Here is a 24,349-nt window from a genome sequence, read left to right as displayed (position 1 = left end):
GCGTTACTTCTTGATACGTTCGGGGCGTCCGCGGTCGATCTTCCCGTCGGACCGGGCCTTCAGGTAGCCGTAGATGTCGGCGACGTAGAGCATGACGTTCTGATCGGTCCCGAACGACGGCATGACGCGCTGGCCGGTGGCTCCGCTCTGCTGTTGCCCGTTCGCGATGATCTCGGCGAACTTGTCGTAATCGAGCCTCTTGACCGACTCCACCAGGGCCGGCGCGAAGGAGCCGCCGAGGCCGTCGGGGCCGTGGCAGACGTGGCAGGAGGAGTGATAGCGCCGAAATCCGTTGTAGGTTCCCTGGTCGACCTTACCGTCTTCGACGATGTAGGGCCTTTCGTAAGGATCCGTTTCGGCGTCCTGGGCGTGTGGAGTTCCGGCTGCGAGGAAAAAGAAAGCGGCGCCGGCAGTCGCGACCCGCGTCAGGAAAGACAGATTCATGGCGTTCTATGTCCAGTGAAACGAGCCGGTGTTTCCGCCCCTCGCGGAACGGAAACACCGGGAGCATTAGCGATCTACGTTCAGCGCGTCGGAACGATCAGTCCGGCAGCGTGAAGACGGTCAGCACGCCGCCCAGGTTGGTGTACTGGCCGAGCGAGGCGTGCGCGCCGACGGCGCCCAGACCGGCTTGCGGGTCGTTCAGGCCCGCCGCCAGACCGATGCCGGCCCAGCCGCCGATGCCCGACAGCACCGCGATGTGCTGCTTGCCGTCAGCCACGAAGGTGTTGACGTTGCCGATGATGCCGGACGGGGTCTTGAAGCGGTACAGCTCCTTGCCGTCCTTCATGTCGACCGCCACCAGGTAGCCTTCGAGCGTGCCGTAGAAGGCGACGCCGCCCTTGGTGGTCAGCGCGCCGCTCCACACCGCGAACGCCTCGGGCTTCGACCAGACGATCTTGCCCTGGGCCGCGTCATAGGCGATGAAGTTGCCCATGCCGCCGTGCGAGTTCGGGGCCGGGTACATCGACAGCGTGGCACCCACGTAGGGCTGGCCGGCGCTGTAGGCGACCTCGAACGGCTCGTAGTCCATGCAGATGTGGTTGGTCGGCACGTAGAACAGGCCGGTGTCCGGCGAGAACGACGCCGGCTGCTGGTCCTTGGTCCCCAGCGCCGCCGGGCAGATGCCTTCGGAGTTGGTGTCCGGCCCGTTGGCGAAGGTGCTGTACTTTTCGTTCACGGCCGGGCGGCCGGTCTTCATGTCGACGTGGGTCGCCCAGTTGACGGTCGGGTCGTACTTCTCGGCGACGAGCAGTTCGCCGGTCACGCGGTCGAGCGTGTAGACGAAACCGTTGCGGTCGAAGTTGACCAGAGCCTTGACGGGCTTGCCCTTGACGGTGATGTCCGCGAGGATGTTCTCGTTGACACCGTCATAGTCCCACTCGTCGAACGGGGTCTTCTGGAACACCCACTTGACTTCGCCGGTGTCCGCGTCGCGGGCGAAGATCGACATCGACCACTTGTTGTCGCTGCCTTCCCGCTTGCCGTCCTTGGCGCGCTGGGCCGGGTTCCAGGTGCCCGGGTTGCCGGTCCCATAATATATGAGGTTCAGCTCGGGATCGTAGGTGTACCAGCCCCAGGTGGTGCCGCCGCCGATCTTCCACTCGTCGCCGTTCCAGGTCGACACGCCCAGGTCGCGGTCGCCGATCGGCTTGCCGAGCATGGTGGTCTTCTGCGGGTCGATCTTGACGTCGGCGTCGGGACCGGTCGAGTAGGCCCGCCAGACCTGCTTGCCGTCCTTGATGTTGTAGGCGGTCAGGTGGCCGCGGACGCCGAACTCGCCGCCGGAGATGCCGACGAAGATCTTGTCCTTGACGACCACGGGGTTGGCGGTGAGGGTCTCGCCCTTGGTGTGGTCACCGTTCTTGACCTTCCAGACTTCCTCGCCGGTCTTGGCATCGAGGGCCACCAGCGTGTTGTCGGCCTGGGCCAGGAAGATCTTGCCGTCGGCATAGGTCACGCCGCGGTTGACCGTGTCGCAGCACATCACCGGGATCACGTTGGGATCCTGGCGCGGCTCGTACTTCCACAGGATCTTGCCCTTCTCGGGGATGGAGAGGGCAAAGACGATGTTGGGGAAGGGGGTGTGGACGTACATGACGTCGCCGATGACCAGCGGGCCGCCTTCGTGGCCGCGCAGGACGCCGGTCGAGAAGCTCCAGTCGACCCGCAGGTTCTTGACGTTCTGGGTATTGATCTGGTCGAGCGGGCTGTAGCGTTTACCGGAATAGTCGCCGAGCTGCATCGCCCAGTTGTTCGGGTCCTTCTGCAGCTTCATCACTTCGTCGTTGGCGTATGCCGTTCCCGCGGTGATTAGGGCAACCGTGGTCAGCAGGATTTTCATCCGCCGCATATTCGTCTCCTCCCGAGTTCGTTGTCTCTGACGCAACCGACTTTGTGATCGGTCGGCATTGCCCCGCCGACCGTTTATCCGCCTCCGTGGTAATGGGCGGATTTTTAGAAGATCACCGTAACGCCTCTCTCGGAGGCCGACAATAAGACTTTAGAAGGCTTCAGGCGAACTGACCCTAAAGCGTTGAAACAGCGTGCAACTAGCGCTCTAGGGTAAGATCTTTTGATGGGTTGTCGGCACATTAGTTCGTACTAAAAGGCGAATGAAACTAAGTTTTAGCAAACTTATTGCGATGTTTCCTCGGCGATGCAGCATTCTTCTTCGGCGGCGCAACATGAAAACTGTCGCGAGAAACAAAACTTCAGTGCGAATCGCCGAGGGCGAATCGAAGAGCCGGGTGGCACTGGCCGTCCGTTAAACCGTTCACAGTTTCATCACGTGACCCCGCCGACGATTCCCCGCACGGGAATCCCAGGCCCGGCTTCCGCGCAATGAGCCAAGTGGAGAGGTTCGAATGATTGAGTTGGTCCTGCTCGTCTGCCTCGCGTCTGACCCGACCAAGTGCCACAAGGAATGGCCGCCCTTTGAATCCAGCCAGATGAGCATGCATGCCTGCATGTTCGAAGGCCAGCGGCTCGCCGTCCAGTGGGCGGACGCGCATCCCAAGTACCGCGTCCGCAAATGGAGTTGCGGCCTGACCGGGTCCTGAGCAACAGCGCTCTCGAAGTTTCGGGAGATTTTCGCTAATGTCGCCGGTGCGGACCGATCGCCGCCACGCCGGAGGACGCGATGACCTTGATCGACATCGGCAGGGATTTTTCCCTGGTTACGGGTGGCCGCCATCGCAGCGGCGGTCCCCACAGCGCCGAGGCGTTCCGTGAAGATCTGCTGGTCCCGGCCCTGCGGCACGGGGATACCGTGGTGCTGAGAATAGGTGGACCGTCCTATTCCATGGCTTGGCTTCATGAAGTTTTCGCGACCCTGGAAACCGCAGGTTTCTCCCGCGAGGATCTTGCCCGCCGCATCGTCATAGAAGCGGACGGGGGGTACCGCCGGACGAAGCTGGCGATCGAATCCTACATCCTCGGGCTGCCGCACCCCTCCGACTCCCTGGAATAAAATCCTCCAAGCGCCGAGCCGCCCCTTGGCTCCGGACGAACTCGCGGTTATAGTGAACAAACATAGAACATTTGTTCGCAAACTATGGCTCGGGGGCGGATCCATGTGGGAGGACAAGGCGTTCCTGGGCAGCCTGCTCGGCGGCGCGCTGGGCGGCGCGATGCTCACGGCGCTGACCAACACCGCGTTGAACCGCATGGGCCTGCGCAGCGGCGACCTTTCGGCAAGGATCGACGACCTGTGCCGGGACATCGAGCGCTTCGCCGATGCGGGCGTGCGCATCTGGAGCCTGCCCGCCGCCGACCTGGGCGCGGAGGGAATCCGCCTGCGTGCCGAGATCCTCGGCCTGCAGCGCCGGATCGAGCTGTGGCTGGACTTGCTCGACCGCGAGAGCTGGGTCTTCCGGTTCGACGCGGATTCCGACCTGATCGGCCTGTTCGACGCGGTCAGCGGCGGCGACTTCACCGAATCAGGGCGCGCCGCCGACCCTTTCCGCTGCCAGGACATCCAGCGCCGGGCGGCCGGGCTGGTCGTCACCGTCCGGCACTCCCGCCGGACCTTGCTGCATGGGCTTTTCTGAGCCGCCCATCGTCCTAAGTCGTTGTTCCTGCGACAGGAGGTTGCCGATGACCGGAAAGCTGGACGATCTGACCGCGAAGGTGCTGGAGATCCACCGCAGGCTCTGCGTCGCCTACGAATGTCCGGTGGCCTATTTCCACAGCCTGGACCCGCTGAGCGAACTGGTCTCGTCCCTGTTGTCCCACCGGACCCGCAACGCCGATTCGGGGCGGGCTTTCAAGGCGTTGCGCACGGCTTATCCGGACTGGGCCGCGGTGCGCGACGCGCCGTTGGCCGAAATCCAGGAAGTCATATCGGGGGTGACCTGGCCGGAGCAGAAAGCCCCGCGTATCCAGCAGATCCTGCGGGGGATCGCCGAGCGGCGGGGCGGTGATCTGTCGCTCGACTTCCTGGCGGACCTGCCGGTCACCGAGGCGAGGGCCTGGCTGGAAGCCTTGTCCGGCGTCGGCCCCAAGACCAGCGCCGCCGTGCTGAGCTTCAGCACCCTGCGGCGGCCGGCCCTGCCGGTGGACAGCCATCACCATCGGGTCGCCGTCCGCACCGGCATGATACCGGCCACCCTGGCGGTGGGACCTTCGCACGCCGTGCTGTCGGCGCAGCTGCCGGAGGACTGGACCGCGCAGCGGATCTACGACAATCACGAAGTCATGATGCTGCACGGGCAGCGCTGCTGCTATTTCCGCAATCCCGCCTGCGGCCGCTGCGTCCTGCTCGACCTTTGCCCGACCGGGCAGCGGAGGCAGGCGCCGTACGCGGAGGCCGAGGCGGCGCGGCCATCGGCGTGAGGCGGGCTTGAGGCGGGCAGGCGGTCCGGCTCACCCCGCCGCGGCGAGCAGCTTGGCCTTCAGCTCCTTGACCCGGTCGTAACCTTCGAGGATGTCGCACAGCCGCAGCCGGTCCACGATGATCTGGTTGATCTCGGCGCGCGGCAGCCCGCACCTGACCGCGGACCGGATCTGCTCGATCGCCTCCGCCTCCATCGACCTGGTGATGGAGTCGAACTTGGCCTTGGTCTGGTGTTCGATCTTGAGTGCGCGCGACAGGTCCCTGAACTGGCGGAGCGCCGACGCGCGGTCCTCGGCCTCCGCCACCTCGGCGTCGCTGGACGAGCCGGGGTTGGCCGCGATCGCCGCGCGGGACGCTTCCGACTTCCCGGCCGTGCGGTCCAGGTTGTCCATCACGAAGTCGCCGATCGCGCGGCGCGTCCGGTCGAGCGTGCGGTTGTCGATGCTGACCGTTCCCCACTGGCGCTTGCGCCCCAGGCTGTCCAGGCTGCTGACCAGCCGGCTGGCGACCTTGGCCGCCACCTGGATGTCGGTCTCGGGGATGTCGATCAGCCGTTCCGCATCGTCGCCCAGCCGGTCGATCACCGATTGGGTCAGGTCGCCGACCAGCATGTCGCGCTGCCGCTGGTTCGCCTGGAGCTTGACCCGCTCCAGCAGTTCCAGGATCTTCGCCGGCTCGCCCGACAGGGACAGCAGGATGCGGGTGAGCAGCGAGACATCCTCGGCGGTCGGCAGGGCGATGAAGGCTTCCTCGATCAGCTGCACATGGTGGGCCTGAAGGTCGTCGAACGGCTTGGGCGGCAGGTCGGCCTTCATGCGCTCGATCCTGGCGCCGAGCTGAAGGAACCCGCTGAGATCGGCGATCTGGACCAGCACGTCGTCGTCCCGCCCGATCCGCTCGATCCGCAGCCGGCCGTCCAGCCCGGCCTGCTTGACGAAATCCGCCAGGATCCCGGCCGCGACCGGCCACAGGCGCTCGCCCAGCGCCAGCATGAAGGCCTTGTCCAGGGTCGTCTTGCCCGCCAACTCGGCCCTGATCGCGGCGGCCTTGGGGGCGCCGAGGCCGGCCTCGACCAGCTCGACCACCGGACGGATGGTGGCGCGGTTGAACCGCCGGGTGCCGCGCCGGTAGCGGAGCGGCGTGTCCAGCAGGTCCTCGACCGGGGAGAACAGGATCCGGGCCATGGAAAGCGGGCGCGGAGGCTTCAGCCAGAACAGCCGGTGGCGGACCTTGGCGATCGCGTCGTCCAATTGGGTGCGTTCCGGCAGGATGTCCACCATCCTGACGATCTGGACCAGCTTCTCGTCCGACGCCTGCGCGATCGCCAGGCCCAGCTGCTGCAGTTCCGCCCAGTTCAGCGTCATCGCATGGCTCCCTTCAGCAACTCGTTCCGGACCACCTGGTCGCGGAGGTTCCTGCCGGTGCGCCAATCCTGGTTCAGCCGCACCCACTTGCGCTGGATCGTCCGGGCCTCATGGTCGAGGCCGCTTTCGGTCCATTCCGAAACCTCCTTGGGCATCACCGGGATGAGCCTCGCGAGGTCCAGGATCGCGTCGCGCTGCCGCTCATGCGGCTCGTTCTCGACCGAATTCCACAGTGATACGATGTAGGACCATCCGTCCAGCAGCCATGCCAGCCGTGACATCTGGCCGCTGACGATCCGGGAGTCGCGATCCCAGTTTCGCATGATGCTCAGGACGTTGCGGAGCATCGCGTCGGTTTCCGCCAGGGCGAGCCGCGCCATGGTGGTGGTATGGATCGCCACCTGGGCGGCGAACCGGCCGACCTCGGCGGCGCCGGAGATGTCCCGGCTCTGCCATTGGGTCACCGTCTCCTGGAAGGAATCCAGGTCGAGCAGCAGGCGCCGGAGCCGGCCGGGCGCCGGAGCCCAGGGCAGCCCGACCGAGAAGGCCGACTTGGTCAGGCCCTCGATCCGCTGGTACAGGATCTCCGGCGAGATGTTGAGCGCCCCCGCGACCTGGAAGATCGCCCGCTTCATGCGGACTTCAGTATCCTCCCCCGGACGGCCCGTCATGAGTTCCTGGGCGGAGATGCCGGCCAGCTTCAGCAGGTCGACGACCAGCAGGAAGTTGGTCAGCAACGCCTCCTCCTTCTCCTGGGCGAGGAGGGTTTGGGCGCGGCGCATGGCGTCGCGGCCGGCCAGACCTTCCGCCGCGACGCCGAGCGTCGCGGTCCGCACGGTGGCCGGATCGATCCGATCGACGCGCAGCACGGCTTCGTACAGCGCGTGGTCGTGCATGGTGATCGTGGCGAACTGCACCAGCGAGCGCCATGCCAGGATGTAGGATCCCCGGCCGCCGGCGAGGTTCGGCAGGATCAGTTCCACGGAATCTCCGTTGGATTGCCTGATCCGGGCCTGGACGAGCAGCGGCGTGGTGAAGTCGACCGCCACCCCCCGCTGGGCGAATGTCGACGGAGCGAACTCCGCCGGCTTTTCCATGATCTGCCCGATTAAGTCGGCCGAACTCATTCAGAAGCTCTCCAGGGACGCACTGCTCGACGGCTGTCGGAATATCACATCGGGGTTAATACAATATATTCGCCGAATGGAGCGAATTTTATTACTTATACGGGGAATCGACGTATCGTGACGGTTGTCTGCCGCGCGTGTTGGCCTGGGTAACTTCGCGAAACCATTCTGATCGGGGACTCCCATGGCCGAACCGGACTCAGCCGGATTTCTTCCCGCCCGGCACCACGCGGAACTGGGTGACGCCTTCTTCGACGCGGTCGAGCCCGCTGACTTTCCCAAGCACCTCCTGCGCTGGCGCAACGACCGCTGGGCCGACCGGGTCGGGCTGGGGAACCTGACCGAGAGCGAGTGGATCGCGCATTTCGGCCGTTTCGAACCGCTGCCCGGCAGCCTGGAGCGGCCGCTGGCGCTCCGCTATCACGGCCACCAGTTCCGCAACTACAATCCGCAGCTCGGCGACGGCCGGGGATTCCTGTTCGCCCAGTTGCGCGACCCGGTGGACGGACGCCTGCTCGACCTCGGCACCAAGGGCAGCGGCGAGACGCCTTGGTCGCGCGGGGCGGACGGGCGGCTGACGCTGAAGGGCGGCATCCGGGAAGTGCTGGCGACCGAACTGCTCGAGGCCCGCGGGGTCAACACGTCCAAGAGCTTCAGCCTGATCGAGACCGGCGAGAACCTGTTCCGGGGCGACGAGCCGTCGCCGACCCGCTCATCGGTCCTGGTCCGGCTCAGCCACTCCCACATCCGGATCGGCACCTTCCAGCGTCTGGCCTATCTGGGCGACCAGGACGGCCTGCGGCGGCTGGTGGACCACGGCATCCGTCATTACATGCCGGAAGCCTGGAGCGAGGACGAGGGCGCCCGGACCCTGGCGTTCTTCGAACGCGCCTGCGCCAACGTCGCCCGCATGGGCGCGGAGTGGACAGCCGCCGGTTTCGTCCATGGCGTCATCAACACCGACAACGTGACCGTCACGGGCGAGAGCTTCGACTACGGTCCCTACCGATTCCTGCCGGTCTACGATCCCAAGTTCGTCGCGGCCTATTTCGATCCGGTCGGGCTCTATGCCTTCGGCCGGCAGCCCAACGCGCTGCGCTGGAACCTGTGCCGGCTGGCCGAATGCCTGCTTCCCTTCACGTCGCCGGCGAAGCTGGAGCTTGCGGTCAACGGGTTCGACGCCCTGTTTGCCGGCGCGCTGGCCCGGGCGACCCTGGACCGGCTGGCGCTGGAACATGGCGACCCCGCCGCCGACCTGGACTTCGTCAGCGCCCTGTACGGTTTCATGGCGTCCAGCGGGGTTCCGTTCGAACGCTTCTTCTTCGACTGGCGCGGCGGCCCGGAGAGCGAGAGGCGCGCCGGGGAAAGCCCGGTCGCGGAGCTTTACGCCGGGGCCGATTTCGCCCCTGTCCGCGCCGGCCTGATGGAACGGCGGCCGACACCGGCCGCCAACCTGTCCCACGCCTATTTCAAGGGAGAGCCTTGCACGCTTCTGATCGAGGAGATCGAAGCCCTGTGGGCGCCGATCGCACAGTCGGACGATTGGTCCGCTTGGCACGCCAAGCTGAGGGAGATCGCGACCGCGGCGGACGCCTTCGGCACCCTCATTCCCGGGCGCAGCTGACCCGGCCCACCGCCGTGTAGCGGCACACCATGCCGGTGCTGAAGCGGAACTTCTCAGTTCCCTCGCGCCGCACCGCGGTCCCGTTGGAGAACTGGACCCAGCCGAGGGAATCCATGTGGGCTTGGATCCCGTTGGAGAACAGCAGCTCGCCCTTGGGCGACTTCGCGACCTTGATGCCGTCGGACATGATGATGTCGTCGGCGCCGTCCCGGAAGGCGGCGATCCCATGCGAGCACCGGACGCCGCCGATCGAGACTTCGCAGGTGAAGGGCTGCTGGTGCGGACCCAGGGCGACCATCGCGAAAACCGCGACTTCCAGCACGTTCATGATCACAGTGAAGTTCCCAGGCACCCCATAACCGATGAACGGGGTATAGCGCGGCAACGGTAAAGATACTCTGTAGCGTCCAGCTGCGGATGATCCCGCGGCAGCGGTAATGTGTCCCATCCTCCCACCAGCCGATTCGGTTGTAATACTATTGACATGATCAGAACCAGCCACCGGGTGGATGCGGCCATGGGCGACGGGAAGACGGGCGGGAAGAAAAAGAAGGCGGTCCTGGAACTGGCGGGGGAGGTGCTGCGCGACGCCCGGGAGGTCGCCGCGGTCGAGGCCCACTGGCACGGCCTGGCATCCGGTCACCTGCCGGACAAGCCGGTGAAGAAGTACAAGTACGTCGACGAGCTGGCGAAGCTGCAGTTCGAGCTGATCAAGCTCCAGGAATGGGTGCGGGTCGAGGGGCTGAAGGTCTGCATCATCTTCGAGGGACGGGACGCGGCCGGCAAGGGCGGCGTGATCAAGCGCATCGCCGAGAGCCTGAACCCGCGCGTCTGCCGGATCGTGGCGCTGGGCACCCCGACCGAGAAGGAGCGGGGGCAATGGTACTTCCAGCGCTACGCCGCCCAGCTGCCCGCCAAGGGGGAGATCGTCCTGTTCGACCGCAGCTGGTACAACCGCGCCGGCGTCGAGAAGGTGATGGGCTTCTGCACCGACGACGAATACAAGGAGTTCCTGCGCTCCTGCCCGCTGTTCGAGGAGATGCTGGTCCAGTCCGGCATCATCCTGATCAAGTACTGGTTCTCGGTCAGCGACGAGGAGCAGGAACGCCGCTTCATCGAGCGCACCACCAACCCGATCAAGCGCTGGAAGCTGAGCCCGATGGACCTCGAGTCGCGCAAGCACTGGGTCGAGTACTCCCAGGCCAAGGACGTGATGCTGAAGCATACCGACCTGAAACGCACACCTTGGTACATCGTGGACGCCGACAACAAGAAGCGCGCCCGATTGAATTGCATCGCCCATCTGCTGCGCCAGATCCCCTACAAGGACCTGCTGCCCGAAGCACTGGAACTGCCGCCGCGGCAGGCGGACACGGGGTACAAGCGCCCGGCGAAGTCGGATCAGCGGTGGGTGCCGGGGATTTATTGAGGACGAGGCGGTCCGATCCGCCTCAATCCTCTGCGTGGCCGGGCCGGGAGCGGGTGATGGCGATGCTCAGCAGGATCACCGGCAGGATGCCGACGGCGACGATCGCCAGCGCCGGGGCGGAGGCTTCGGCCAGGCGCTCGTCGGCGGCGAGCTGGTATGTCCGAACCGCCAGCGTGTCGAAGTTGAAGGGGCGGACGATCAGGGTCGCGGGCAGCTCCTTCATCACGTCGACGAACACCAGCAGGCCGGCCGTCAGCAGGCTGCCCAGCATCAGCGGCGCGTGGACCTTGACCAGCGTGCGCGACGGCGTCTGGCCCAGCACGCGGGAGGCCTGGTCCATGTTGGGCCGGATCTTGCCCAGGCTGGCCTCGATCGTGTTGAACGACACCGCCAGAAAGCGGACCAGATAGGCGAACACCAGCGCCGCGATCGTGCCGCTCAGCAGCAGGCCGGTGGAGATGCCGAAATGCTCCACCATCAAGGCGTCGAGCGCGTTGTCCAGCCGGGCGAACGGGATCAGCACGCCGATCGCGATCACCGACCCCGGCACCGCATAGCCCATGGAGGCGACCCGCACGGCGCCCTTCAGGACGGGGGAGGGGCGGAGCCGCAGCCCGTAGGCGAGGACGACGGCCAGGGTGACCGCCAGCGCCGAGGTCAGCGCCGCCAGCACGATGCTGTTGGTCGCCAGGGTCCAGAACATCCGCCCGAGCAGCGCGTCGCCTTCCTCGAAGGTGAAGTCCAGCAGCGCCGCCGCCGGCACGAAGAAGCCCAGCAGCAGCGGCAGCGCGCAGGCGGCCAGCGCCGCGGCGCCGCGCGGGCCACGCAGGCGATAGCTGGGCAGGCGGCGGTACCGGCTGGTGGTGTGGTGGAACTTGGCGGACCCCCGCGACCAGCGCTCCATCAGCATCAGCACCAGCACGAACAGCATCAGCACCGAGGCGAGCTGGGCCGCGGCGACCGGCTGGCCCATGGCGAACCAGGTCCGGTAGATTCCGGTCGTGAAGGTGTCCACGGCGAAATACTGCACCGTGCCGAAGTCGGCCAGCACCTCCATCAGGACCAGCGCCAGCCCGGCGACGATCGCCGGCCGGGCCAGCGGCAGCGCAACGCCGAAGAAGCTGCGGTAGGGGCCGCGGCCCAGCGTCCGGCTGACTTCGAGCACGCAGACCGACTGCTCCAGGAAGGCGGCGCGGGACAGAAGATAGACATAGGGGTAGAGCACCAGCGTCAGCATGGCGACGGCGCCGCCCAGCGAGCGGACGTTGGGGAACCAGTAGTCGTGGCGGGTCCAGCCGGTCAGTTCGCGCAGCGTCGTCTGCACCGGCCCGACGAACTGAAGCAGGTCCGTGTAGACATAGGCCATCACATAGGCCGGGACCGCCATGGGAAGCAGCAGCGCCCATTCCAGCACGCGGCTTCCGGGAAAACGGCACATGGTGACCAGCCAGGCCGTCCCGACCCCGATCACCAGCGTGCCGGCCCCGACGCCCAGGACCAGCTTGACCGTGTTGCCCAGGTAATAGGGCAGCACGGTCGAGGCGAGATGGGACCACACGCCGTCCGTCGGGATGAAGATGCGGCTCACCACCACCGCCACCGGAAGGGCCACGAGGCAGGCGATCAGCAGGGTGGCGACCGTCCAGCCGCTCGGCATCAGGCGGTGGCGGGCTCGGTCGGCGGCGTTGTTCAGGGCGTGAAGGGTCAAGGATTCGACTTCGCTGGAACAGGGTTCACCGGAAATCCCTATCGTTCCACATGCTGCTAATAAGTCGCAATGACAAGATCGCCGCACCCGCCGCGGCTCGGGGCAGATGCGCGCCCGGAGCGGGGCTACTTGGTGCCGAACATCCGGTCGCCGGCGTCGCCCAGGCCGGGGACGATATAGGCGTTCTCGTCCAGGTGGCTGTCCAGCGCCGCGGTGAAGACCGCCACGTCGGGATGCGATTTCTGGAAGACCCGAACTCCTTCCGGCGCCGCGACCAGGGCCATGAATCGGATGTTGCGGTCCTCCACGCCGTGGCGGTTCAGCACGTCGCAGGCATAGGCGGCGGAGTTGCCGGTCGCCAGCATGGGGTCGACCAGGACGAAGATGCGGCCCTCGGGCTCCGGCAGCTTGACCAGGTACTCCACCGGCTGCTTGGTCTCGTGGTCGCGGTAGAGGCCGATATGGCCCTCCCGCGCGGACGGCACCAGCTCGTGCAGCCCCTGGGCCATGCCCAGGCCGGCGCGCAGGATCGGCACGATGGCGAGCTTCTTGCCGGCCAGCACCGGCGCGTCCATCGGCGCCAGCGGAGTCTCGATCCGCTCCGTCGTCATGGGGAGGTCGCGGGTGATCTCGTAGCCCATCAGCAGCGCGATCTCCTTCAGGAGGGCGCGGAACCCCATGGTCGAGCGGTTCCGGTCGCGCATGTGGCTGAGTTTGTGCTGGATCAGCGGATGGCTCAGGATAAACAGGTTCGGAAAATCGGGATGAGTCTGCATGGGCGGGCTTTTTTCCGAAGCTGTTGGGACGAAGCGATCGAATCGACCGCGGCAGGATAGCGCGCGGAGACGGAGTGAGAAAGGGCGGTCGTGAACATCATCGCGGAGCATCTGTTCGCCGAGGCCGACAGGCGGGCCGAGCGCACGGTCGGCGTGCTGCGTATCCTCGTGGCGGCCATCCTCGCCCTGGCGTTCGTCATCGCGGTCTCCGGCAGGAGGCCAGACGGGGACGGGGTGCTGGGCGGCGTGCTGGACCGGCAGGCGGCCATGGTGGCCGTCACGCTCGGCGGCTATGCCGCGGTCGGGCTGCTGGCCTGGTCCGTCACCGGAAGCGGGCGTTTCCGGCCCTGGATGTCGTGGGTCTTCGTCACCCTGGACGTCGGTTTCATCCTGGCAAGCGTCGCGGTCGCGATCCTGAACACCGGCATCGAGGCGGACTATCTGGCGGGCTTTCCGGCAGTCTGGCTGTCACCCCTGGTCCTGGCGTTCGGCGCGTTGCGCTACAATCCCGTTCTCCAGGCCTATGTGACCGCGCTCCTGGCCGCGGGCCTCGCGGCGGCGGCGGCCACCAGCGGCTCTCCGGACAGCGTGACCCGCATCGGCGTTCCGGAGCAGTTGGGCCTTTTCTTCAGCGTTCCGCCGAACATCATGAGGCTGGTCATGCTGGTCGCGGCCGGCGCAGTGCTGGCGCTCGCGGCGGCCAGGGCCCGGAGCCTCCTGCGCCAGGCGGTCGAGGAGACCCGGCGGCGCGCCAACCTGACCCGCTACCTGCCGCCCCAGATCGCGGCGCGCCTGGCCGAGGCCGGATCCGAAGAGGCCCGGCGGGGCAGGCGCCAGACGGTCGCGGTGCTTTTCACCGACATCCGGGGCTTCACGCAGCGTGCCGAGTCGCTGGACCCGGTCGAGTTGGGCCGCTTCGTCGGCGAGTTCCGCGCCCGCGTCTCGACCGCCGTGGCCGCCCATGGCGGGGTGATCGACAAGTTCATCGGCGACGCCGTCATGGTGCTGTTCGGCGTGCCCGATCCCGGGCCGCGGGACGCCGCCGAGGCCTTATCGGCGGCCCGGACCATCCTGGCGGAGATATGTAACTGGAACCGGGAGCGCCTTGCCGCCGGGCGGGACGCGGTGGCCGTCGGCGTCGGGGTCCATTGGGGAGAGGTGTTCTGCGGCGCCATCGGGGACGATGCCCGCCTGGAATTCACCGTGCTCGGCGACACCGTCAACGTCGCCGCCCGGCTTGAGGAAACCTGCAAGACCGCGGGCCTGCCGCTCGTGGCCTCGCGTCAGGTCATCGATGCGGCGGGCGAAAGCCCGGAAGCGTGCGGCTGGAAAAGATTGGAGCCGGCACGCTTGCGCGGCCGGCTCCAATCCATCGAACTTTACGGCACCGATCCCCGGTGAATGCTTTCCGGTCGACCGGGCCCGGGCAGGTCAGGCGGCGGCCTGCTTCTGCTCGACCTTGGCGGCGATGCGGCGCTTGATGCGGCGCGCTTCGAGGCTCAGGGTCGCGTCCTTGGTGTCGAGCAGGAAGGCGTCGAGGCCGCCCTTGTGCTCGATCGTGCGGATCGCGTTGGTCGACAGGCGCAGGCGCACCATGCCGCCCAGAGCGTCGCTCAGCAGCGAGGTTTCCTGCAGGTTCGGATGAAAGCGGCGGCGATTCTTGTTGTTGGCGTGGCTGACGTTGTTGCCAAACATCACGCCCTTGCCGGTCACGGCGCAACGTCGTGCCATCGGACAGGTCCTTAACTCTGTGAACACAAAAACCAGGTCCGGACGGCACCTCCGCCCGGCGGAAGCGGGTTTATAGGCAGGCCGTCCGGAGAAGTCAAGCCGAGGGCGCCCGGAAATCAAACTTCCAGCGGCCGCGCCGGCAGGGCGGGCACGGCTCTATGGGAAGCCTGCTGGAGATCGACCAGCTCGACCATGGCCGGCGTGATCGGGAAGGGCAGGAAGTTCGCGGCCACGCGGGCGAAGCGGTCCGGGGCGTCGGTCGCCAGCAGCCGGATCTCCGCCGGGAAATGCACGTTGCGGGAGGCGACCCCGGCGCGGTCCAGCATCAGGGCGACCTGGTCGGCGGTGGTGCGGGCGCTGTCCACCAGGGTCACGCCGGGCCCGACGACCGTCTCCAGCACGGGGCTCAGAAGCGGGAAATGGGTGCAGCCCAGCACCAGGGTATCCGGCTTGGAGCCGGGTTCCGGATCGGCGAACAGCGGCGCCAGATAGCGCCGCGCCGCGGCTTCCGCCACCGGCCCGTCGAGCCAGCCTTCCTCGGCCAGCGCCACGAACACCGAGCAGGCCCGGGTCGCGACCTCGGCGTCGCCGCGGATCCGGCGGATCGCCGCCTCGTAGGCGCCGGCCCGCGCGGTGCTCTCGGTCGCGATCACCGCGATCCGTCCGCTGGCCGACGCGGCGCAGGCCGCCTCGGCGCCCGGCTCGATCACGCCGGTCACCTCGATCTGGGGATAGGCGTCGCGCAGCGCGTCCAGCGCGTGGGCCGACGCCGTGTTGCAGGCGACCACCAGCAGCTTGATGCCGCGCTCGACCAGCAATCCCGCCGCCTGGACCGCGTAGCGGGCGATCGTCTCGGGGCTCTTGGTGCCGTAGGGCAGGCGGGCGGTATCGCCCAGGTAGAGCAGCGGCTCGGTCGGCAGCCGCTCGCGGAGTGCCCGCAGCACGGTCAGGCCGCCGACCCCGCTGTCGAAGATGCCGATCGGCCGGTCATGGAAGGTCATGGAGACTCACCGGAGGGAGGGCCAGGGGAAAGGATGCCCCGACCCTGGGCCAATATGGTGAAGACGCGGTTAATCACGTCTGCCGCCAAATCGGGGAGGGCTCAGGGAAGCCAGGCTCAGGGAAGCAGCTTCAGGCCCATCTCCCAGAACCCGGCTTCCAGCCGGCTCGCGGTCGTGAAGGTGCGGGCAAGGTCGGGGAACCGCGCCTCCCCGCCGCGCCGGCCGTACAGGCTGTCGAGCTGGGCCACCTCGGCCGCCGCGACCGCCCGGTACTCCTCGCCGGCATACATCTCGATCCAGGCCCGGTAGGGATTTCCCTCCAGCCGCGTCGCCGGGTCGGCCGTCAGTTCCGCCGCGATCTCCGCATAGCCGACGATGCAGGGCGCCAGAGCCACATGCAGGTCGAGCAGGTCGCCGGCCGTCCCGCGCTCCAGCACGTAGCGGGTGTAGGCCAGGGTGCCCGCCGCCTCGGGGGAGGCCGCCATGGCCGCCTCGTCCAGGCCCCAGCCGGCGCAGAACCCGACGTGAAGCCCCATTTCCAGGTCCAGGATCGCCGAGAGCGAGGCTCCCGCCTGCCGCATGTCGGCCAGGGTGTCGCTCTTGTAGACCGCCAGCGCGTAGGCGCGGGCGAAATGGATCAGGAACAGGTAATCCTGGATCAGGTAATGGCGGAACGAGGCTTCGGGCAGGCTGCCGTCGCCCAGCCGGCGGACGAACTCGTGGCGGGTATAGCCCGTCCATTCCGGTCCCGCCGCCTCCTTCAGGCGGTCGAACAGGCGTGCGGCCATCGGGCGTCAGCCCATCATGTTGCGCGTGCCGGACGGCAGCCGGACGGTCAGGCCGTCAAGCTCCTCGGACATGATGATCTGGCAGCCCAGGCGGGAGGTCTTGGTCAGGCCGAACGCGAGGTCCAGCATGTCCTCCTCGTCCTCGGACGCGTCGGTCAGCAGGTCGTACCATTCGGGTTCGACGATCACGTGGCAGGTCGAGCAGGCCAGCGAGCCCTCGCACGCCCCTTCCAGGTCGATGTCGTTGCGATGGGCGATTTCCAGCACCGACAGGCCCAAGGGCGCATCCACGTCGCGCTTGTTGCCCTCGGTGTCGATGAATGTGATCTTCGGCATGATGCCACAACTCCGTCGTTCTTCTCTTACCGGTCCTAAACCCGAAACGCGGGACTAAAGGTTCGCTCCAACGCCCCGTCAAGCGAATCCTTCATCATTTCCACAGAATTCCCCGGCGTGTCCTTCCGGTACGCCCTTGCAGCGGGCCATCTCAGGGAGCGTCGCCGCGCAGGCCGGGACGCCGCTGCCGCGCCGCGCCGGCGAGCGCTTCCAGCCGCTCCAGCCGATCGACGATGCGCGCCGCGGCGTCCAGATCCCCGGCGCGGAACGCGGACGCCAGGTCGTGGATGCACTGTTCCGTGCCGCGCACCGCCTGGTTGGCCACCCGGTCCAGTTCCGCCGTGTCGCCGGCATCCGCCAGGGCCCCCTCCAGGGCGTCAAGCTCCGGGTCGGCGGGGAGCGGTTGCCGGGCGCCGGCGCCGTGGGCGGCGTCGAGCAGGAGGCGGGCGCGGCGGATCGGGTCGCGCAGCGTGTCATAGGCATGCTTGAAGGTGTCGAGCTGCGCCCGCGCGTTGGATTTCTCCCGCGGGCCCTTGCTTTCGAACCGTTCCGGGGCGAGCGTCCGGCGGAAGCCGGCGAACTGGCGCTCCAGTCCGGCGGGGTCCAGGTCGAAACGGATCGGCAGCCCCAGCCGCGTGAAGGGATCGATCGAGCGCGGCGGCTGCACCGTGCCGCAGTTGTGGCAGAACAGGGCGCGCGGCGAGACAGAATGGGAGCACAGCCAGCAAGGGACCAGGTCTCCCGCCACCGTTCCCGGCCCGCCGCCGATCCCGCCTTTTCCCGAGCCGCCCCGCGGCCCGCCGCCTTTGCGTTCACTCATGCCGCATCGCTTTTGAATGTTGTGGAGCCCCCGCCCGGTGCCCGGACCCGTGCCCGCTCCCCCGCGTCTTTACAGATAAGGTGCCGCCCGGGCAACGCCATACGTCGCGGCCAGACCTTTGAGCAGGCCTTCAGGGGCCGGCCGTCGCCCGCGCCCGGCGGCGGCACAGCGTGCTCCAGGCGTCCACGAAGCGGTCGACGTCCTCCGGCCCCGTCGCCCAGCCCAGGCTGACCCGGATGGCGGAGGAAGCCTCGCCTGCGTCGACTCCCATGGCCGTCAGCACGTGGGACGGCTTCACCTTGCCGCTGGAGCAGGCCGAACCGGCGCTGACCGCCACGCCGGCCAAGTCCAGGGCCATGATCTGCGTTTCGCTGGAAACCCCGGGCATCGATACGCAGGTGGTGTTGGCCACCCGGCGCGCGGCCCTGCCGTGGATCGTGACGGCGACGCCGGCGGCTTCGGCCGCTTCGGCGATGCGCCGTTCCAGCCCGTCGCGCAGCCGGCCGATCCGGACGGCCTCGTCCGCGGCGCTCCGGGCGAGCCTGGCGGCGGCGCCGAACCCGGCGATCCCGGCGACGTTCTCCGTTCCGGCCCGGCGGCGCTGTTCCTGTCCGCCGCCGCGCAGCACGGGTGCTATCGGGATGCCTTCCCGCACCACCAGGGCGCCCACGCCGTGGGGCCCGCCCAGCTTGTGGGCCGACAGGGTCATCAGGTCGATGCCCAGGGAATCGGCGTCCATCGCGACGCGGCCGGCTCCCTGGACGGCGTCGCAATGGAACAGCGCGCCATGGGCATGGGCGAGGCGCGACGCCTCGGCGACCGGCTGGATCACCCCGGTCTCGTTGTTGACCAGCATGACCGAGACCAGGGCCGGCCCGTCTCCCCGCGCCAGCATCCGGTCGAGCGCCGCGAGGTCCACCGTGCCGTCCGGCATGACCGGGATCCGCTCCGCGTCGGGAACGGTCTCCAGCACCGAGTCATGCTCGATCGCCGACACCAGGATGCGGCGGCCGGTCCTCCCGGAGGCTCCCGTGGCCAACGCTGACGCGTTCGCCTCGGTCCCGCCGGACGTGAACACGATCCGGGCCGGCACGACCCCGGCCAGCGCCGCCACCTCGGCCCGGGCATCCTCGACCAGCCGGCGCGCGCGCCGGCCGAAGCCGTGGACGGAGGAGGGGTTGCCGGCGACCTCCAGCGCCGCCATCACCGCGTCGCGCACGGCGGGCAGGGTCGGGGCGGTCGCGTTGTAGTCGAGATAGGCGGTGCCGGACATCGGGATCGGGTTCTTCGCGTAGCGGGTTCCTACTCGGCCGCCGCAGCCCGGGGCTCGCTGACCGCTTCCGGCAGCATGACGTGGGACGATCCGAGGATGCGGCGCTCGCACACGTCGGCGACGGTGACGCTGCTGAGATAGAGGTGGATCTGGTTGCCCAGCTCCTCCCACAGGTCGTGGGTCAGGCATCGGCTGCGGTTGGTCCTGCAGCCGGCCGGCGACCCGGCGGCGCAGCGAGTGGCGCGGATCGGCTCGTCCACCGCCAGGATGATGTCGGAGATCCGCATGGCGTCGGCCGGGTGGGCCAGGAGGTAGCCGCCGCCGGGACCGCGCACGCTCTTGACCAGGCCGCCTTTGCGCAGCTTTGCGAACAGCTGCTCCAGGTATGAGAGCGAGATTTCCTGGCGCTCGGCGATGTCCGCGAGCGCTATCGGGCCGCCTCGGCTGCTGCTTGCGAGATCGACCATCGCCATCACGGCGTACCGCCCCTTGGTGCTCAGTCTCACGTCGGCCTCCCTGTTCCTGTTCCCGGGCGGTGCATCGGCACTACCCTCGCGATTTTCCGGTGATCTCGCCATGGATTTGCTTGCGAAGATGCTTGATCACTCGGTTGCTCGCTGTGATATAGTCGGCGGTCTTGTCGGACTGGTATGACCAACGTCGGGGCGGTTCCCGCCTGATGACGTTGGAGGTGGCATCCGATATATGATGACCTAGTGCAGTGGTCAAGTATTGCAACGGCGGGATCTTCTCATGCTTTGGTGAATGTCCTACCTTCCGCCTCGGTTTTTCCCTGGTCGGGATTTCTCCCGAGCCCCGCCGCCCATGCCGTCAGGTATGGGCCAACCTGTTTTCGCCGGGACCCACACCGCAATGCCCGAAGTAATGATCAATGGACCGGCCGGACGGATCGAAGGCCGGTATGTTCACGGCAAGCAGCCCAACGCTCCCGTCGCGCTGTTCCTGCATCCCCATCCCCATCATGGCGGAACCATGAACAACAAGGTGGTCTACACCCTGTTTCATGCGTTCGGCCGGCGCGGCTTCTCGACGCTGCGGTTCAATTTCCGGGGCGTCGGGCGCAGCCAGGGCAGCTACGACCGGGGCGAGGGAGAACTGAGCGACGCGGCCTCGGCGCTGGACTGGCTCCAGACCTTCAACCCCAACGCGTCGGCCTGCTGGATCGCCGGGCACTCGTTCGGCGCCTGGATCGGCATGCAGCTCCTGATGCGCCGGCCGGAGATCGACGGGTTCATCTCGGTCGCCCCGCCGGCCAACTCGTTCGACTTCAGCTTCCTGGCGCCGTGCCCGTCGTCGGGCCTGATCGTCCACGGCACCAAGGACGAGCTGGTGCCGGAGAACTCGGTCCACAAGCTGGTCAACAAGCTGTCGCACCAGCGCGACATCCGGATCGAGTACAAGGTCGTCGATGGTGCCACCCACCTGTTCTCGACCCACGTGGAAGCGCTGGACAAGCATGTCGACGACTATCTCGACAACGCGTTGGGAAGCCGCATGGCGGCGGTCGCCGAATAGGCGGGCGTCACCGTTCCGGGCCTTCCCCGCCGGTATCGGACTCCGCCAGCCCCAGGACCCCGAGCACGCGCCAGGCGTTGACCAGGCGCAGGGTGCCTTCGCCCTTCTCCAGCGCCACGATGGTGGCGTGGTGGACGCCGGCCAGCTCGGCGAGCTCCTTCTGCGACAGCCGCTCGGCGACCCGGCGCTCCCTCGCCATCCGGCCGATCTCGCGCAGCGAGGGAAGCTTATCCATAAAGCCTCCTCCAGGCTTCGCGCACCGCCCCGCGATATGCCAGGGACTGCTCCTCCGGCAGGCCGAGCGGCTGGTCCAGGCGGCTGAACAGCCGGTCGCCTCCGCGCGCCAGCGAGGCGAGCGCGGTTTCGGCGGCGGGCCGCCCGAGCCCTAGCCTGGCGGCGATTTCCAACAGCAAGTCCCGGTCGTAGACGTCCCACTGGCGGCGCTCGCCGTCGAACTCCAGGCCGAAGCGCGTGGTGTAGCCTTGCGCCGCGTAGATGTATCCGTTCAGCGCGTCATAGACCGGAGCGAGCCTCATTCCCGAAGGCGTTTCCAGGAGGCTCCAGTTCTTCATGTGGCAATCGACGTTGCCGAGCAGCACGTAAGCCGTCAGCCTGCGGAACACGCGCCGGGCGTCGAGCAGCGGAGCCGCCGAGTGGCGCAAGGCGGCGGCCAGGTCCTCATAGGCCGCATCGTACTTTCCCTGGTGATCCCGGCCGGGCCGGCGGTTCAGCACCTGCATGAAATCCTCGCAGCGCAGCTTGTCCTCTCCATGCCGGTCGAACCGCCGGACGATCAGGCCGACCCCGTCCACCCCCTCGACGGTTCCCACGCGGGCCTCGCAGACCTCGCCGCTTCCCAGCAGGATCCGGCACAGCTCCAGGGTGGTCGCTTCGTTGCGGATCATGCCGGGCAGCATGCGGTCGGGATATTTGGCGATGAAGGGCGCCGGCCCGGTCGCGCCGGCCGGAAAGATCAGGCCGTTCCGGTCGGTGCAGAGGATCTTGGCCTGGACTCCGCTGATCGTCCGCTCGACCGCCGTCGCGGCACGGTCCAGGGAGGAGGCCGCCATCCTGGGAGCGTGGCTCGCTGGATGTCCGGCGGGGTCTTCCATGCCGACCGCGCCGACGCAGTCGCGGCCGTAGGCCAGGAGGAGTCCGAAATCGTCCGCACTGTCGATTTCCGCATAGGCGCTCTGGCGCTGCCTCAACCATCCTTCCGGACCCAGGTGGGCGAAGAACGGGATCAGGCCATGGGGATCATCGTGGCTCCGCCGGGCAACCGGAAGGGCGCAGCCGATGGTTTCGCCGAACCCGTCGGCGTACTGGAAACGCGTTCCGCCCGCCGGTTCCTCGGTCAGGGTTCCGGCGGGGGTGCCCTTGTAGGTAACGATCCCGTATCGAAGGGTAGCCATGGTATGGTTTTCCGTACTCGCTCACCTTCTCGGGGCGACTTCGGTACATCAAACCATACCAGACCGGAGTTTGGTACGGAAAACCGTCCCGCTCAAGGCTTGTTGAAGAGCCCGCCGGTGATGGGGCGGGGAACGCCCGTGGTGCCCGGCACGCTGAGCGGCAGGCCGGCGCGGCTTCGGACCGCCAGATAGGCGAAGGCCTGCGCTTCCAGCGCGTCGCCCTGCCAGCCGACGCTGTCCACGGGCTCGACCGGCACGCCCAGCATGTCCCGCAGCAGCTCCATCAGGAACCCGTTGAGCCGCCCGCCGCCGGTCACCAGCCAGCGCAGCGGCGGCTGGGGCAGCAGCGCCGCCGCGCCGGCGACCGCGCCCGCGGTGAAGGCGGTCAGGGTGGCGGCGCCGTCGGCGGTGTTCAGCGCCTTGACCGGGGAGATGTCGAAGCCGTCGCGGTCGAGCGATTTCGGCGGCTGCTTCTTGAAATAGGGCGCCGCCAAAAGGCGGTCCAGGATACTCCGGTCGATGGTGCCGGATGCCGCCAGCGCGCCGTCGGCGTCGAAGGGCCGTCCGGTGCGGGACAGAACCCAGTCGTCGATCAGGGCGTTGCCGGGGCCGGTGTCGAAGGCGAGCACGTCCTTGCCGCCGCGTCGGCCCAGCCACGTCACGTTCGCCACGCCGCCGATGTTCAGCACCGCCAGCGGCCTGTCCAGGTCAGCCGACAGCGCCTGATGGTACAGCGGGACCAGGGGAGCCCCTTGGCCGCCGGCGGCCACGTCGGCGCTCCGGAAGTCGTGGACCACGGGAATGCCGGTCAGCGAGGCCAGCAGCGCGCCGTCGCCGATCTGCCAAGTGCGGCGGCGCTCGGGGGCGTGCAGGATGGTGTGGCCGTGGAACCCGATCAGATCGATCGGGCCGGCCCGTTCCGCCAGCCGGCGGACCACGCCGGCATGCAGTTCGGTCAACTCGCGCTCGACCGCCTCGACGGGGCCGCGGCCGCCCAGGCAGCTGCGCAGCCGCTCGCGGAAACCGTCCTCGTAGGGAACGGTGATGAAATCGCCGGTTTCGACATAGGTGAGGCCGTCGGTGCGGACCACTGCGGCGTCGATGCCGTCGAGCGACGTGCCGCTCATCAGGCCCAGGGCGGTCCGAACGGGATTAAGCGTCATGATGGCTGCTATGGTGCTGAAGAACAGGGCTGGTCAGATCAGGTCCTGTTTCCCATGGGAAGGCTCGGGCGCGCAAGCCCCGCTGGCCCGGTCCCGGGGTTTGTGCTAACAGACGCCGCCCTCGGTACCATCCTTCAAGACCAGGACCCTAGCGATGAGCGATCTCCGTTCGGAATTCCTGCGCATCCTGACCACGCGCGGATTCATCCATCAATGCACCGATCTGGAAGGCCTGGATGCGCTGGCCTCCGAGGGGATCGTGACCGCCTATATCGGCTTCGACTGCACGGCGGACAGCCTGCATGTCGGTCATCTGGTGTCGATCATGATGCTGCGCTGGCTGCAGCGCTGCGGACACAAGCCGATCGTCCTGATGGGCGGCGGAACCACCAAGATCGGCGATCCGACCGGCCGCGACGAGAGCCGCAAGATGCTGACCGACGAGCAGATCTCGGCCAACATGGACGGCATCAAGCGGGTGTTCGGGCAGTTCCTGACCTTCGGCGACGGTCCCACCGACGCCGTCATGGTCAACAACGCGGACTGGCTGGAGAAGCTCGGCTACATCACGTTCCTGCGCGACATGGGCGTGCATTTCACGGTCAACCGCATGCTGACCTTCGACAGCGTCAAGCTGCGGCTGGAGCGTGAGCAGCCCATGACCTTCCTGGAATTCAACTACATGATCCTCCAGGCCTACGATTTCCTGGAGCTGCACCGCCGCGTCGGCTGCCGGCTCCAGATGGGCGGCTCCGACCAGTGGGGCAACATCGTCAACGGCGTCGAGCTGGGCCGCCGGGTCGATCAGGCCGGCCTGTTCGGCCTGACCACCCCGCTGATGACGACCGCGTCGGGCACCAAGATGGGCAAGAGCCTGGGCGGAGCCGTCTGGCTCAACGCCGACCGGCTGTCGCCGTACGACTACTGGCAGTTCTGGCGCAACACCGAGGACGCCGACGTCGGACGGTTCCTGCGACTCTTCACCGAACTGCCGCTGGAAGAGGTCGCCGAGCTGGAGCGGCTGGAAGGGGCCGGGATCAACGAGGCCAAGAAGCGCCTGGCGTTCGAGACGACCCGGATGTGCCATGGCGAGGCCGCGGCGCAGGAAGCGGCCGAGACCGCCCGGCGCACCTTCGAGCAGGGCGGGTTGGCCGAGGGCCTGCCGACGGTCGGGATCGCCCGCGCCGAACTCGACGCCGGCATCCCGGTGATCGACCTGCTGGTCCGCGCCGACCTCGCGGCATCGAAGGGCGAGGCAAAGCGCCTGATCAAGGGCGGAGGCGCCCGCCTGAACGACGCCGTGGTGGTCGAGGAGACGCAGGTGACCGGCACGGGCGATCTCAACGCCGAGGGCGTGCTGAAGCTGTCGGCCGGCAAGAAGCGCCACGCCCTGGTCAAGGCGGTGTGAGCCGGCGGCCGGCTCG

General features: G+C 67.7%; 26 protein-coding genes. 9 read left to right on the top strand and 17 right to left on the bottom strand.

Annotated elements, in window-relative coordinates; genetic code table 11:
• Positions 1–3: 3 nt before the first annotated feature.
• Together JL100_RS21285 and JL100_RS21280 are read right to left on the bottom strand one after the other, a co-directional pair.
• Positions 4–444: a c-type cytochrome gene (locus tag JL100_RS21285; RefSeq protein ID WP_202682679.1), complete on the bottom strand. Its 441-nt coding sequence runs from the start codon at positions 442–444 to the stop codon at positions 4–6.
• Positions 445–541: 97 nt separating this feature from the next.
• The gene (locus JL100_RS21280; RefSeq protein WP_228420822.1) at positions 542–2,353 is read right to left on the bottom strand and encodes a methanol/ethanol family PQQ-dependent dehydrogenase; all 1,812 of its coding nucleotides are present in this window, start codon (positions 2,351–2,353) and stop codon (positions 542–544) included.
• 514 nt (positions 2,354–2,867) lie between these two features.
• Between JL100_RS21280 and JL100_RS21275 the strand changes: the two genes are divergently transcribed.
• The 4 genes from JL100_RS21275 (at position 2,868) to JL100_RS21260 (ending at position 4,836) form a co-directional block, all read left to right on the top strand.
• Positions 2,868–3,062, top strand: a complete 195-nt coding sequence (locus JL100_RS21275; protein WP_202682678.1) for a hypothetical protein — start codon at positions 2,868–2,870, stop codon at positions 3,060–3,062.
• 80 nt (positions 3,063–3,142) lie between these two features.
• Positions 3,143–3,472 (top strand): hypothetical protein, encoded by a 330-nt coding sequence (locus JL100_RS21270; protein WP_202682677.1) that lies wholly within the window; start codon positions 3,143–3,145, stop codon positions 3,470–3,472.
• A gap of 103 nt (positions 3,473–3,575) precedes the next feature.
• Positions 3,576–4,052 carry a hypothetical protein gene (locus JL100_RS21265; RefSeq protein ID WP_202682676.1) on the top strand — a complete coding sequence of 159 codons (477 nt, stop codon included), beginning with the start codon at positions 3,576–3,578 and terminating at the stop codon, positions 4,050–4,052.
• A 46-nt stretch (positions 4,053–4,098) separates the two neighbouring features.
• Positions 4,099–4,836 (top strand): endonuclease III domain-containing protein, encoded by a 738-nt coding sequence (locus tag JL100_RS21260; RefSeq protein WP_202682675.1) that lies wholly within the window; start codon positions 4,099–4,101, stop codon positions 4,834–4,836.
• Between the two features lie 30 nt (positions 4,837–4,866).
• On the opposite strand, the gene JL100_RS21255 is transcribed toward JL100_RS21260, so the two are convergent.
• The gene (locus JL100_RS21255) at positions 4,867–6,201 is read right to left on the bottom strand and encodes a hypothetical protein (RefSeq protein WP_202682674.1); all 1,335 of its coding nucleotides are present in this window, start codon (positions 6,199–6,201) and stop codon (positions 4,867–4,869) included.
• Positions 6,198–7,328 carry a hypothetical protein gene (locus tag JL100_RS21250; protein WP_202682673.1) on the bottom strand — a complete coding sequence of 377 codons (1,131 nt, stop codon included), beginning with the start codon at positions 7,326–7,328 and terminating at the stop codon, positions 6,198–6,200. Before JL100_RS21250 ends, JL100_RS21255 begins: the two co-directional genes overlap by 4 nt.
• Positions 7,329–7,512: 184 nt before the next feature.
• On the opposite strand from JL100_RS21250, the gene JL100_RS21245 reads away from it, so the two are divergent.
• Positions 7,513–8,952, top strand: a complete 1,440-nt coding sequence (locus JL100_RS21245; protein WP_202682672.1) for a protein adenylyltransferase SelO — start codon at positions 7,513–7,515, stop codon at positions 8,950–8,952.
• Here JL100_RS21245 and JL100_RS21240 read toward each other — a convergent pair.
• A complete protein-coding gene (locus JL100_RS21240) occupies positions 8,933–9,280 on the bottom strand; it encodes a hypothetical protein (protein WP_202682671.1) in 348 nt (115 codons plus the stop codon). The genes JL100_RS21245 and JL100_RS21240 overlap by 20 nt on opposite strands.
• Positions 9,281–9,436: 156 nt before the next feature.
• Here JL100_RS21240 and ppk2 point away from each other — a divergent pair, with 156 nt between their 5' ends.
• Positions 9,437–10,381: a polyphosphate kinase 2 gene (ppk2, locus tag JL100_RS21235; protein WP_228420821.1), complete on the top strand. Its 945-nt coding sequence runs from the start codon at positions 9,437–9,439 to the stop codon at positions 10,379–10,381.
• 22 nt (positions 10,382–10,403) lie between these two features.
• On the opposite strand, the gene JL100_RS21230 is transcribed toward ppk2, so the two are convergent.
• Together JL100_RS21230 and upp are read right to left on the bottom strand one after the other, a co-directional pair.
• Positions 10,404–12,089: an iron ABC transporter permease gene (locus JL100_RS21230; protein WP_323378273.1), complete on the bottom strand. Its 1,686-nt coding sequence runs from the start codon at positions 12,087–12,089 to the stop codon at positions 10,404–10,406.
• Positions 12,090–12,214: 125 nt separating this feature from the next.
• Positions 12,215–12,865 carry a uracil phosphoribosyltransferase gene (gene upp, locus JL100_RS21225; protein ID WP_158046673.1) on the bottom strand — a complete coding sequence of 217 codons (651 nt, stop codon included), beginning with the start codon at positions 12,863–12,865 and terminating at the stop codon, positions 12,215–12,217.
• A gap of 90 nt (positions 12,866–12,955) precedes the next feature.
• Between upp and JL100_RS21220 the strand changes: the two genes are divergently transcribed.
• Entirely contained in the window at positions 12,956–14,266 is a 1,311-nt protein-coding gene (locus tag JL100_RS21220; protein ID WP_202682670.1) for an adenylate/guanylate cyclase domain-containing protein, read from the top strand.
• Positions 14,267–14,296: 30 nt separating this feature from the next.
• On the opposite strand, the gene rpmB is transcribed toward JL100_RS21220, so the two are convergent.
• The 7 genes from rpmB to JL100_RS21185 all read right to left on the bottom strand — a co-directional run bounded on the left by rpmB (position 14,297) and on the right by JL100_RS21185 (position 19,320).
• Positions 14,297–14,596 (bottom strand): 50S ribosomal protein L28, encoded by a 300-nt coding sequence (gene rpmB / locus JL100_RS21215; protein WP_202682669.1) that lies wholly within the window; start codon positions 14,594–14,596, stop codon positions 14,297–14,299.
• Between the two features lie 116 nt (positions 14,597–14,712).
• Positions 14,713–15,597: a glutamate racemase gene (murI, locus tag JL100_RS21210; RefSeq protein WP_202682668.1), complete on the bottom strand. Its 885-nt coding sequence runs from the start codon at positions 15,595–15,597 to the stop codon at positions 14,713–14,715.
• Between the two features lie 116 nt (positions 15,598–15,713).
• Positions 15,714–16,385, bottom strand: a complete 672-nt coding sequence (gene tenA / locus JL100_RS21205; protein WP_202682667.1) for a thiaminase II — start codon at positions 16,383–16,385, stop codon at positions 15,714–15,716.
• 6 nt (positions 16,386–16,391) lie between these two features.
• Entirely contained in the window at positions 16,392–16,721 is a 330-nt protein-coding gene (locus JL100_RS21200; protein ID WP_158046668.1) for a ferredoxin family 2Fe-2S iron-sulfur cluster binding protein, read from the bottom strand.
• A 151-nt stretch (positions 16,722–16,872) separates the two neighbouring features.
• Complete coding sequence (locus JL100_RS21195; RefSeq protein ID WP_202682666.1) at positions 16,873–17,541, bottom strand: molecular chaperone DnaJ; 669 nt, start codon at positions 17,539–17,541, stop codon at positions 16,873–16,875.
• A gap of 130 nt (positions 17,542–17,671) precedes the next feature.
• Positions 17,672–18,814 carry a cysteine desulfurase family protein gene (locus JL100_RS21190; protein ID WP_202682665.1) on the bottom strand — a complete coding sequence of 381 codons (1,143 nt, stop codon included), beginning with the start codon at positions 18,812–18,814 and terminating at the stop codon, positions 17,672–17,674.
• 29 nt (positions 18,815–18,843) lie between these two features.
• Positions 18,844–19,320, bottom strand: a complete 477-nt coding sequence (locus JL100_RS21185) for an Rrf2 family transcriptional regulator (protein ID WP_158046665.1) — start codon at positions 19,318–19,320, stop codon at positions 18,844–18,846.
• 367 nt (positions 19,321–19,687) lie between these two features.
• On the opposite strand from JL100_RS21185, the gene JL100_RS21180 reads away from it, so the two are divergent.
• A complete protein-coding gene (locus tag JL100_RS21180) occupies positions 19,688–20,350 on the top strand; it encodes an alpha/beta hydrolase (protein ID WP_202682664.1) in 663 nt (220 codons plus the stop codon).
• A gap of 7 nt (positions 20,351–20,357) precedes the next feature.
• Here the strand turns inward: JL100_RS21180 and JL100_RS21175 are convergent, their stop codons facing one another.
• The 3 genes from JL100_RS21175 to JL100_RS21165 all read right to left on the bottom strand — a co-directional run bounded on the left by JL100_RS21175 (position 20,358) and on the right by JL100_RS21165 (position 22,925).
• A complete protein-coding gene (locus JL100_RS21175) occupies positions 20,358–20,585 on the bottom strand; it encodes a helix-turn-helix transcriptional regulator (RefSeq protein ID WP_202682663.1) in 228 nt (75 codons plus the stop codon).
• Complete coding sequence (locus JL100_RS21170; RefSeq protein WP_202682662.1) at positions 20,578–21,762, bottom strand: type II toxin-antitoxin system HipA family toxin; 1,185 nt, start codon at positions 21,760–21,762, stop codon at positions 20,578–20,580. Before JL100_RS21170 ends, JL100_RS21175 begins: the two co-directional genes overlap by 8 nt.
• 92 nt (positions 21,763–21,854) lie before the next feature.
• The gene (locus JL100_RS21165) at positions 21,855–22,925 is read right to left on the bottom strand and encodes an anhydro-N-acetylmuramic acid kinase (RefSeq protein ID WP_202682661.1); all 1,071 of its coding nucleotides are present in this window, start codon (positions 22,923–22,925) and stop codon (positions 21,855–21,857) included.
• A 154-nt stretch (positions 22,926–23,079) separates the two neighbouring features.
• Here JL100_RS21165 and tyrS point away from each other — a divergent pair, with 154 nt between their 5' ends.
• Complete coding sequence (tyrS, locus tag JL100_RS21160) at positions 23,080–24,333, top strand: tyrosine--tRNA ligase (protein ID WP_202682660.1); 1,254 nt, start codon at positions 23,080–23,082, stop codon at positions 24,331–24,333.
• The last annotated feature ends 16 nt before the right edge of the window (positions 24,334–24,349 follow it).

This window comes from Skermanella mucosa (assembly GCF_016765655.2).
Lineage (GTDB): Bacteria > Pseudomonadota > Alphaproteobacteria > Azospirillales > Azospirillaceae > Skermanella > Skermanella mucosa.
This window is presented reverse-complemented; position numbering and strand designations above follow the sequence as displayed.

Excerpts from the sequence above, each read along its gene's own strand:
- JL100_RS21285 (WP_202682679.1), bottom strand. The coding sequence starts at position 444 with ATGAATCTGTCTTTCCTGACGCGGGTCGCGACTGCCGGCGCCGCTTTC.
- JL100_RS21280 (WP_228420822.1), bottom strand. The coding sequence starts at position 2,353 with ATGCGGCGGATGAAAATCCTGCTGACCACGGTTGCCCTAATCACCGCG.
- JL100_RS21275 (WP_202682678.1), top strand. The coding sequence starts at position 2,868 with ATGATTGAGTTGGTCCTGCTCGTCTGCCTCGCGTCTGACCCGACCAAG.
- JL100_RS21270 (WP_202682677.1), top strand. The coding sequence starts at position 3,143 with ATGACCTTGATCGACATCGGCAGGGATTTTTCCCTGGTTACGGGTGGC.
- JL100_RS21265 (WP_202682676.1), top strand. The coding sequence starts at position 3,576 with ATGTGGGAGGACAAGGCGTTCCTGGGCAGCCTGCTCGGCGGCGCGCTG.
- JL100_RS21260 (WP_202682675.1), top strand. The coding sequence starts at position 4,099 with ATGACCGGAAAGCTGGACGATCTGACCGCGAAGGTGCTGGAGATCCAC.
- JL100_RS21255 (WP_202682674.1), bottom strand. The coding sequence starts at position 6,201 with ATGACGCTGAACTGGGCGGAACTGCAGCAGCTGGGCCTGGCGATCGCG.
- JL100_RS21250 (WP_202682673.1), bottom strand. The coding sequence starts at position 7,328 with ATGAGTTCGGCCGACTTAATCGGGCAGATCATGGAAAAGCCGGCGGAG.
- JL100_RS21245 (WP_202682672.1), top strand. The coding sequence starts at position 7,513 with ATGGCCGAACCGGACTCAGCCGGATTTCTTCCCGCCCGGCACCACGCG.
- JL100_RS21240 (WP_202682671.1), bottom strand. The coding sequence starts at position 9,280 with ATGAACGTGCTGGAAGTCGCGGTTTTCGCGATGGTCGCCCTGGGTCCG.
- ppk2 (WP_228420821.1), top strand. The coding sequence starts at position 9,437 with ATGATCAGAACCAGCCACCGGGTGGATGCGGCCATGGGCGACGGGAAG.
- upp (WP_158046673.1), bottom strand. The coding sequence starts at position 12,865 with ATGCAGACTCATCCCGATTTTCCGAACCTGTTTATCCTGAGCCATCCG.
- rpmB (WP_202682669.1), bottom strand. The coding sequence starts at position 14,596 with ATGGCACGACGTTGCGCCGTGACCGGCAAGGGCGTGATGTTTGGCAAC.
- murI (WP_202682668.1), bottom strand. The coding sequence starts at position 15,597 with ATGACCTTCCATGACCGGCCGATCGGCATCTTCGACAGCGGGGTCGGC.
- tenA (WP_202682667.1), bottom strand. The coding sequence starts at position 16,385 with ATGGCCGCACGCCTGTTCGACCGCCTGAAGGAGGCGGCGGGACCGGAA.
- JL100_RS21200 (WP_158046668.1), bottom strand. The coding sequence starts at position 16,721 with ATGCCGAAGATCACATTCATCGACACCGAGGGCAACAAGCGCGACGTG.
- JL100_RS21195 (WP_202682666.1), bottom strand. The coding sequence starts at position 17,541 with ATGAGTGAACGCAAAGGCGGCGGGCCGCGGGGCGGCTCGGGAAAAGGC.
- JL100_RS21190 (WP_202682665.1), bottom strand. The coding sequence starts at position 18,814 with ATGTCCGGCACCGCCTATCTCGACTACAACGCGACCGCCCCGACCCTG.
- JL100_RS21180 (WP_202682664.1), top strand. The coding sequence starts at position 19,688 with ATGCCCGAAGTAATGATCAATGGACCGGCCGGACGGATCGAAGGCCGG.
- JL100_RS21175 (WP_202682663.1), bottom strand. The coding sequence starts at position 20,585 with ATGGATAAGCTTCCCTCGCTGCGCGAGATCGGCCGGATGGCGAGGGAG.
- JL100_RS21170 (WP_202682662.1), bottom strand. The coding sequence starts at position 21,762 with ATGGCTACCCTTCGATACGGGATCGTTACCTACAAGGGCACCCCCGCC.
- JL100_RS21165 (WP_202682661.1), bottom strand. The coding sequence starts at position 22,925 with ATGACGCTTAATCCCGTTCGGACCGCCCTGGGCCTGATGAGCGGCACG.
- tyrS (WP_202682660.1), top strand. The coding sequence starts at position 23,080 with ATGAGCGATCTCCGTTCGGAATTCCTGCGCATCCTGACCACGCGCGGA.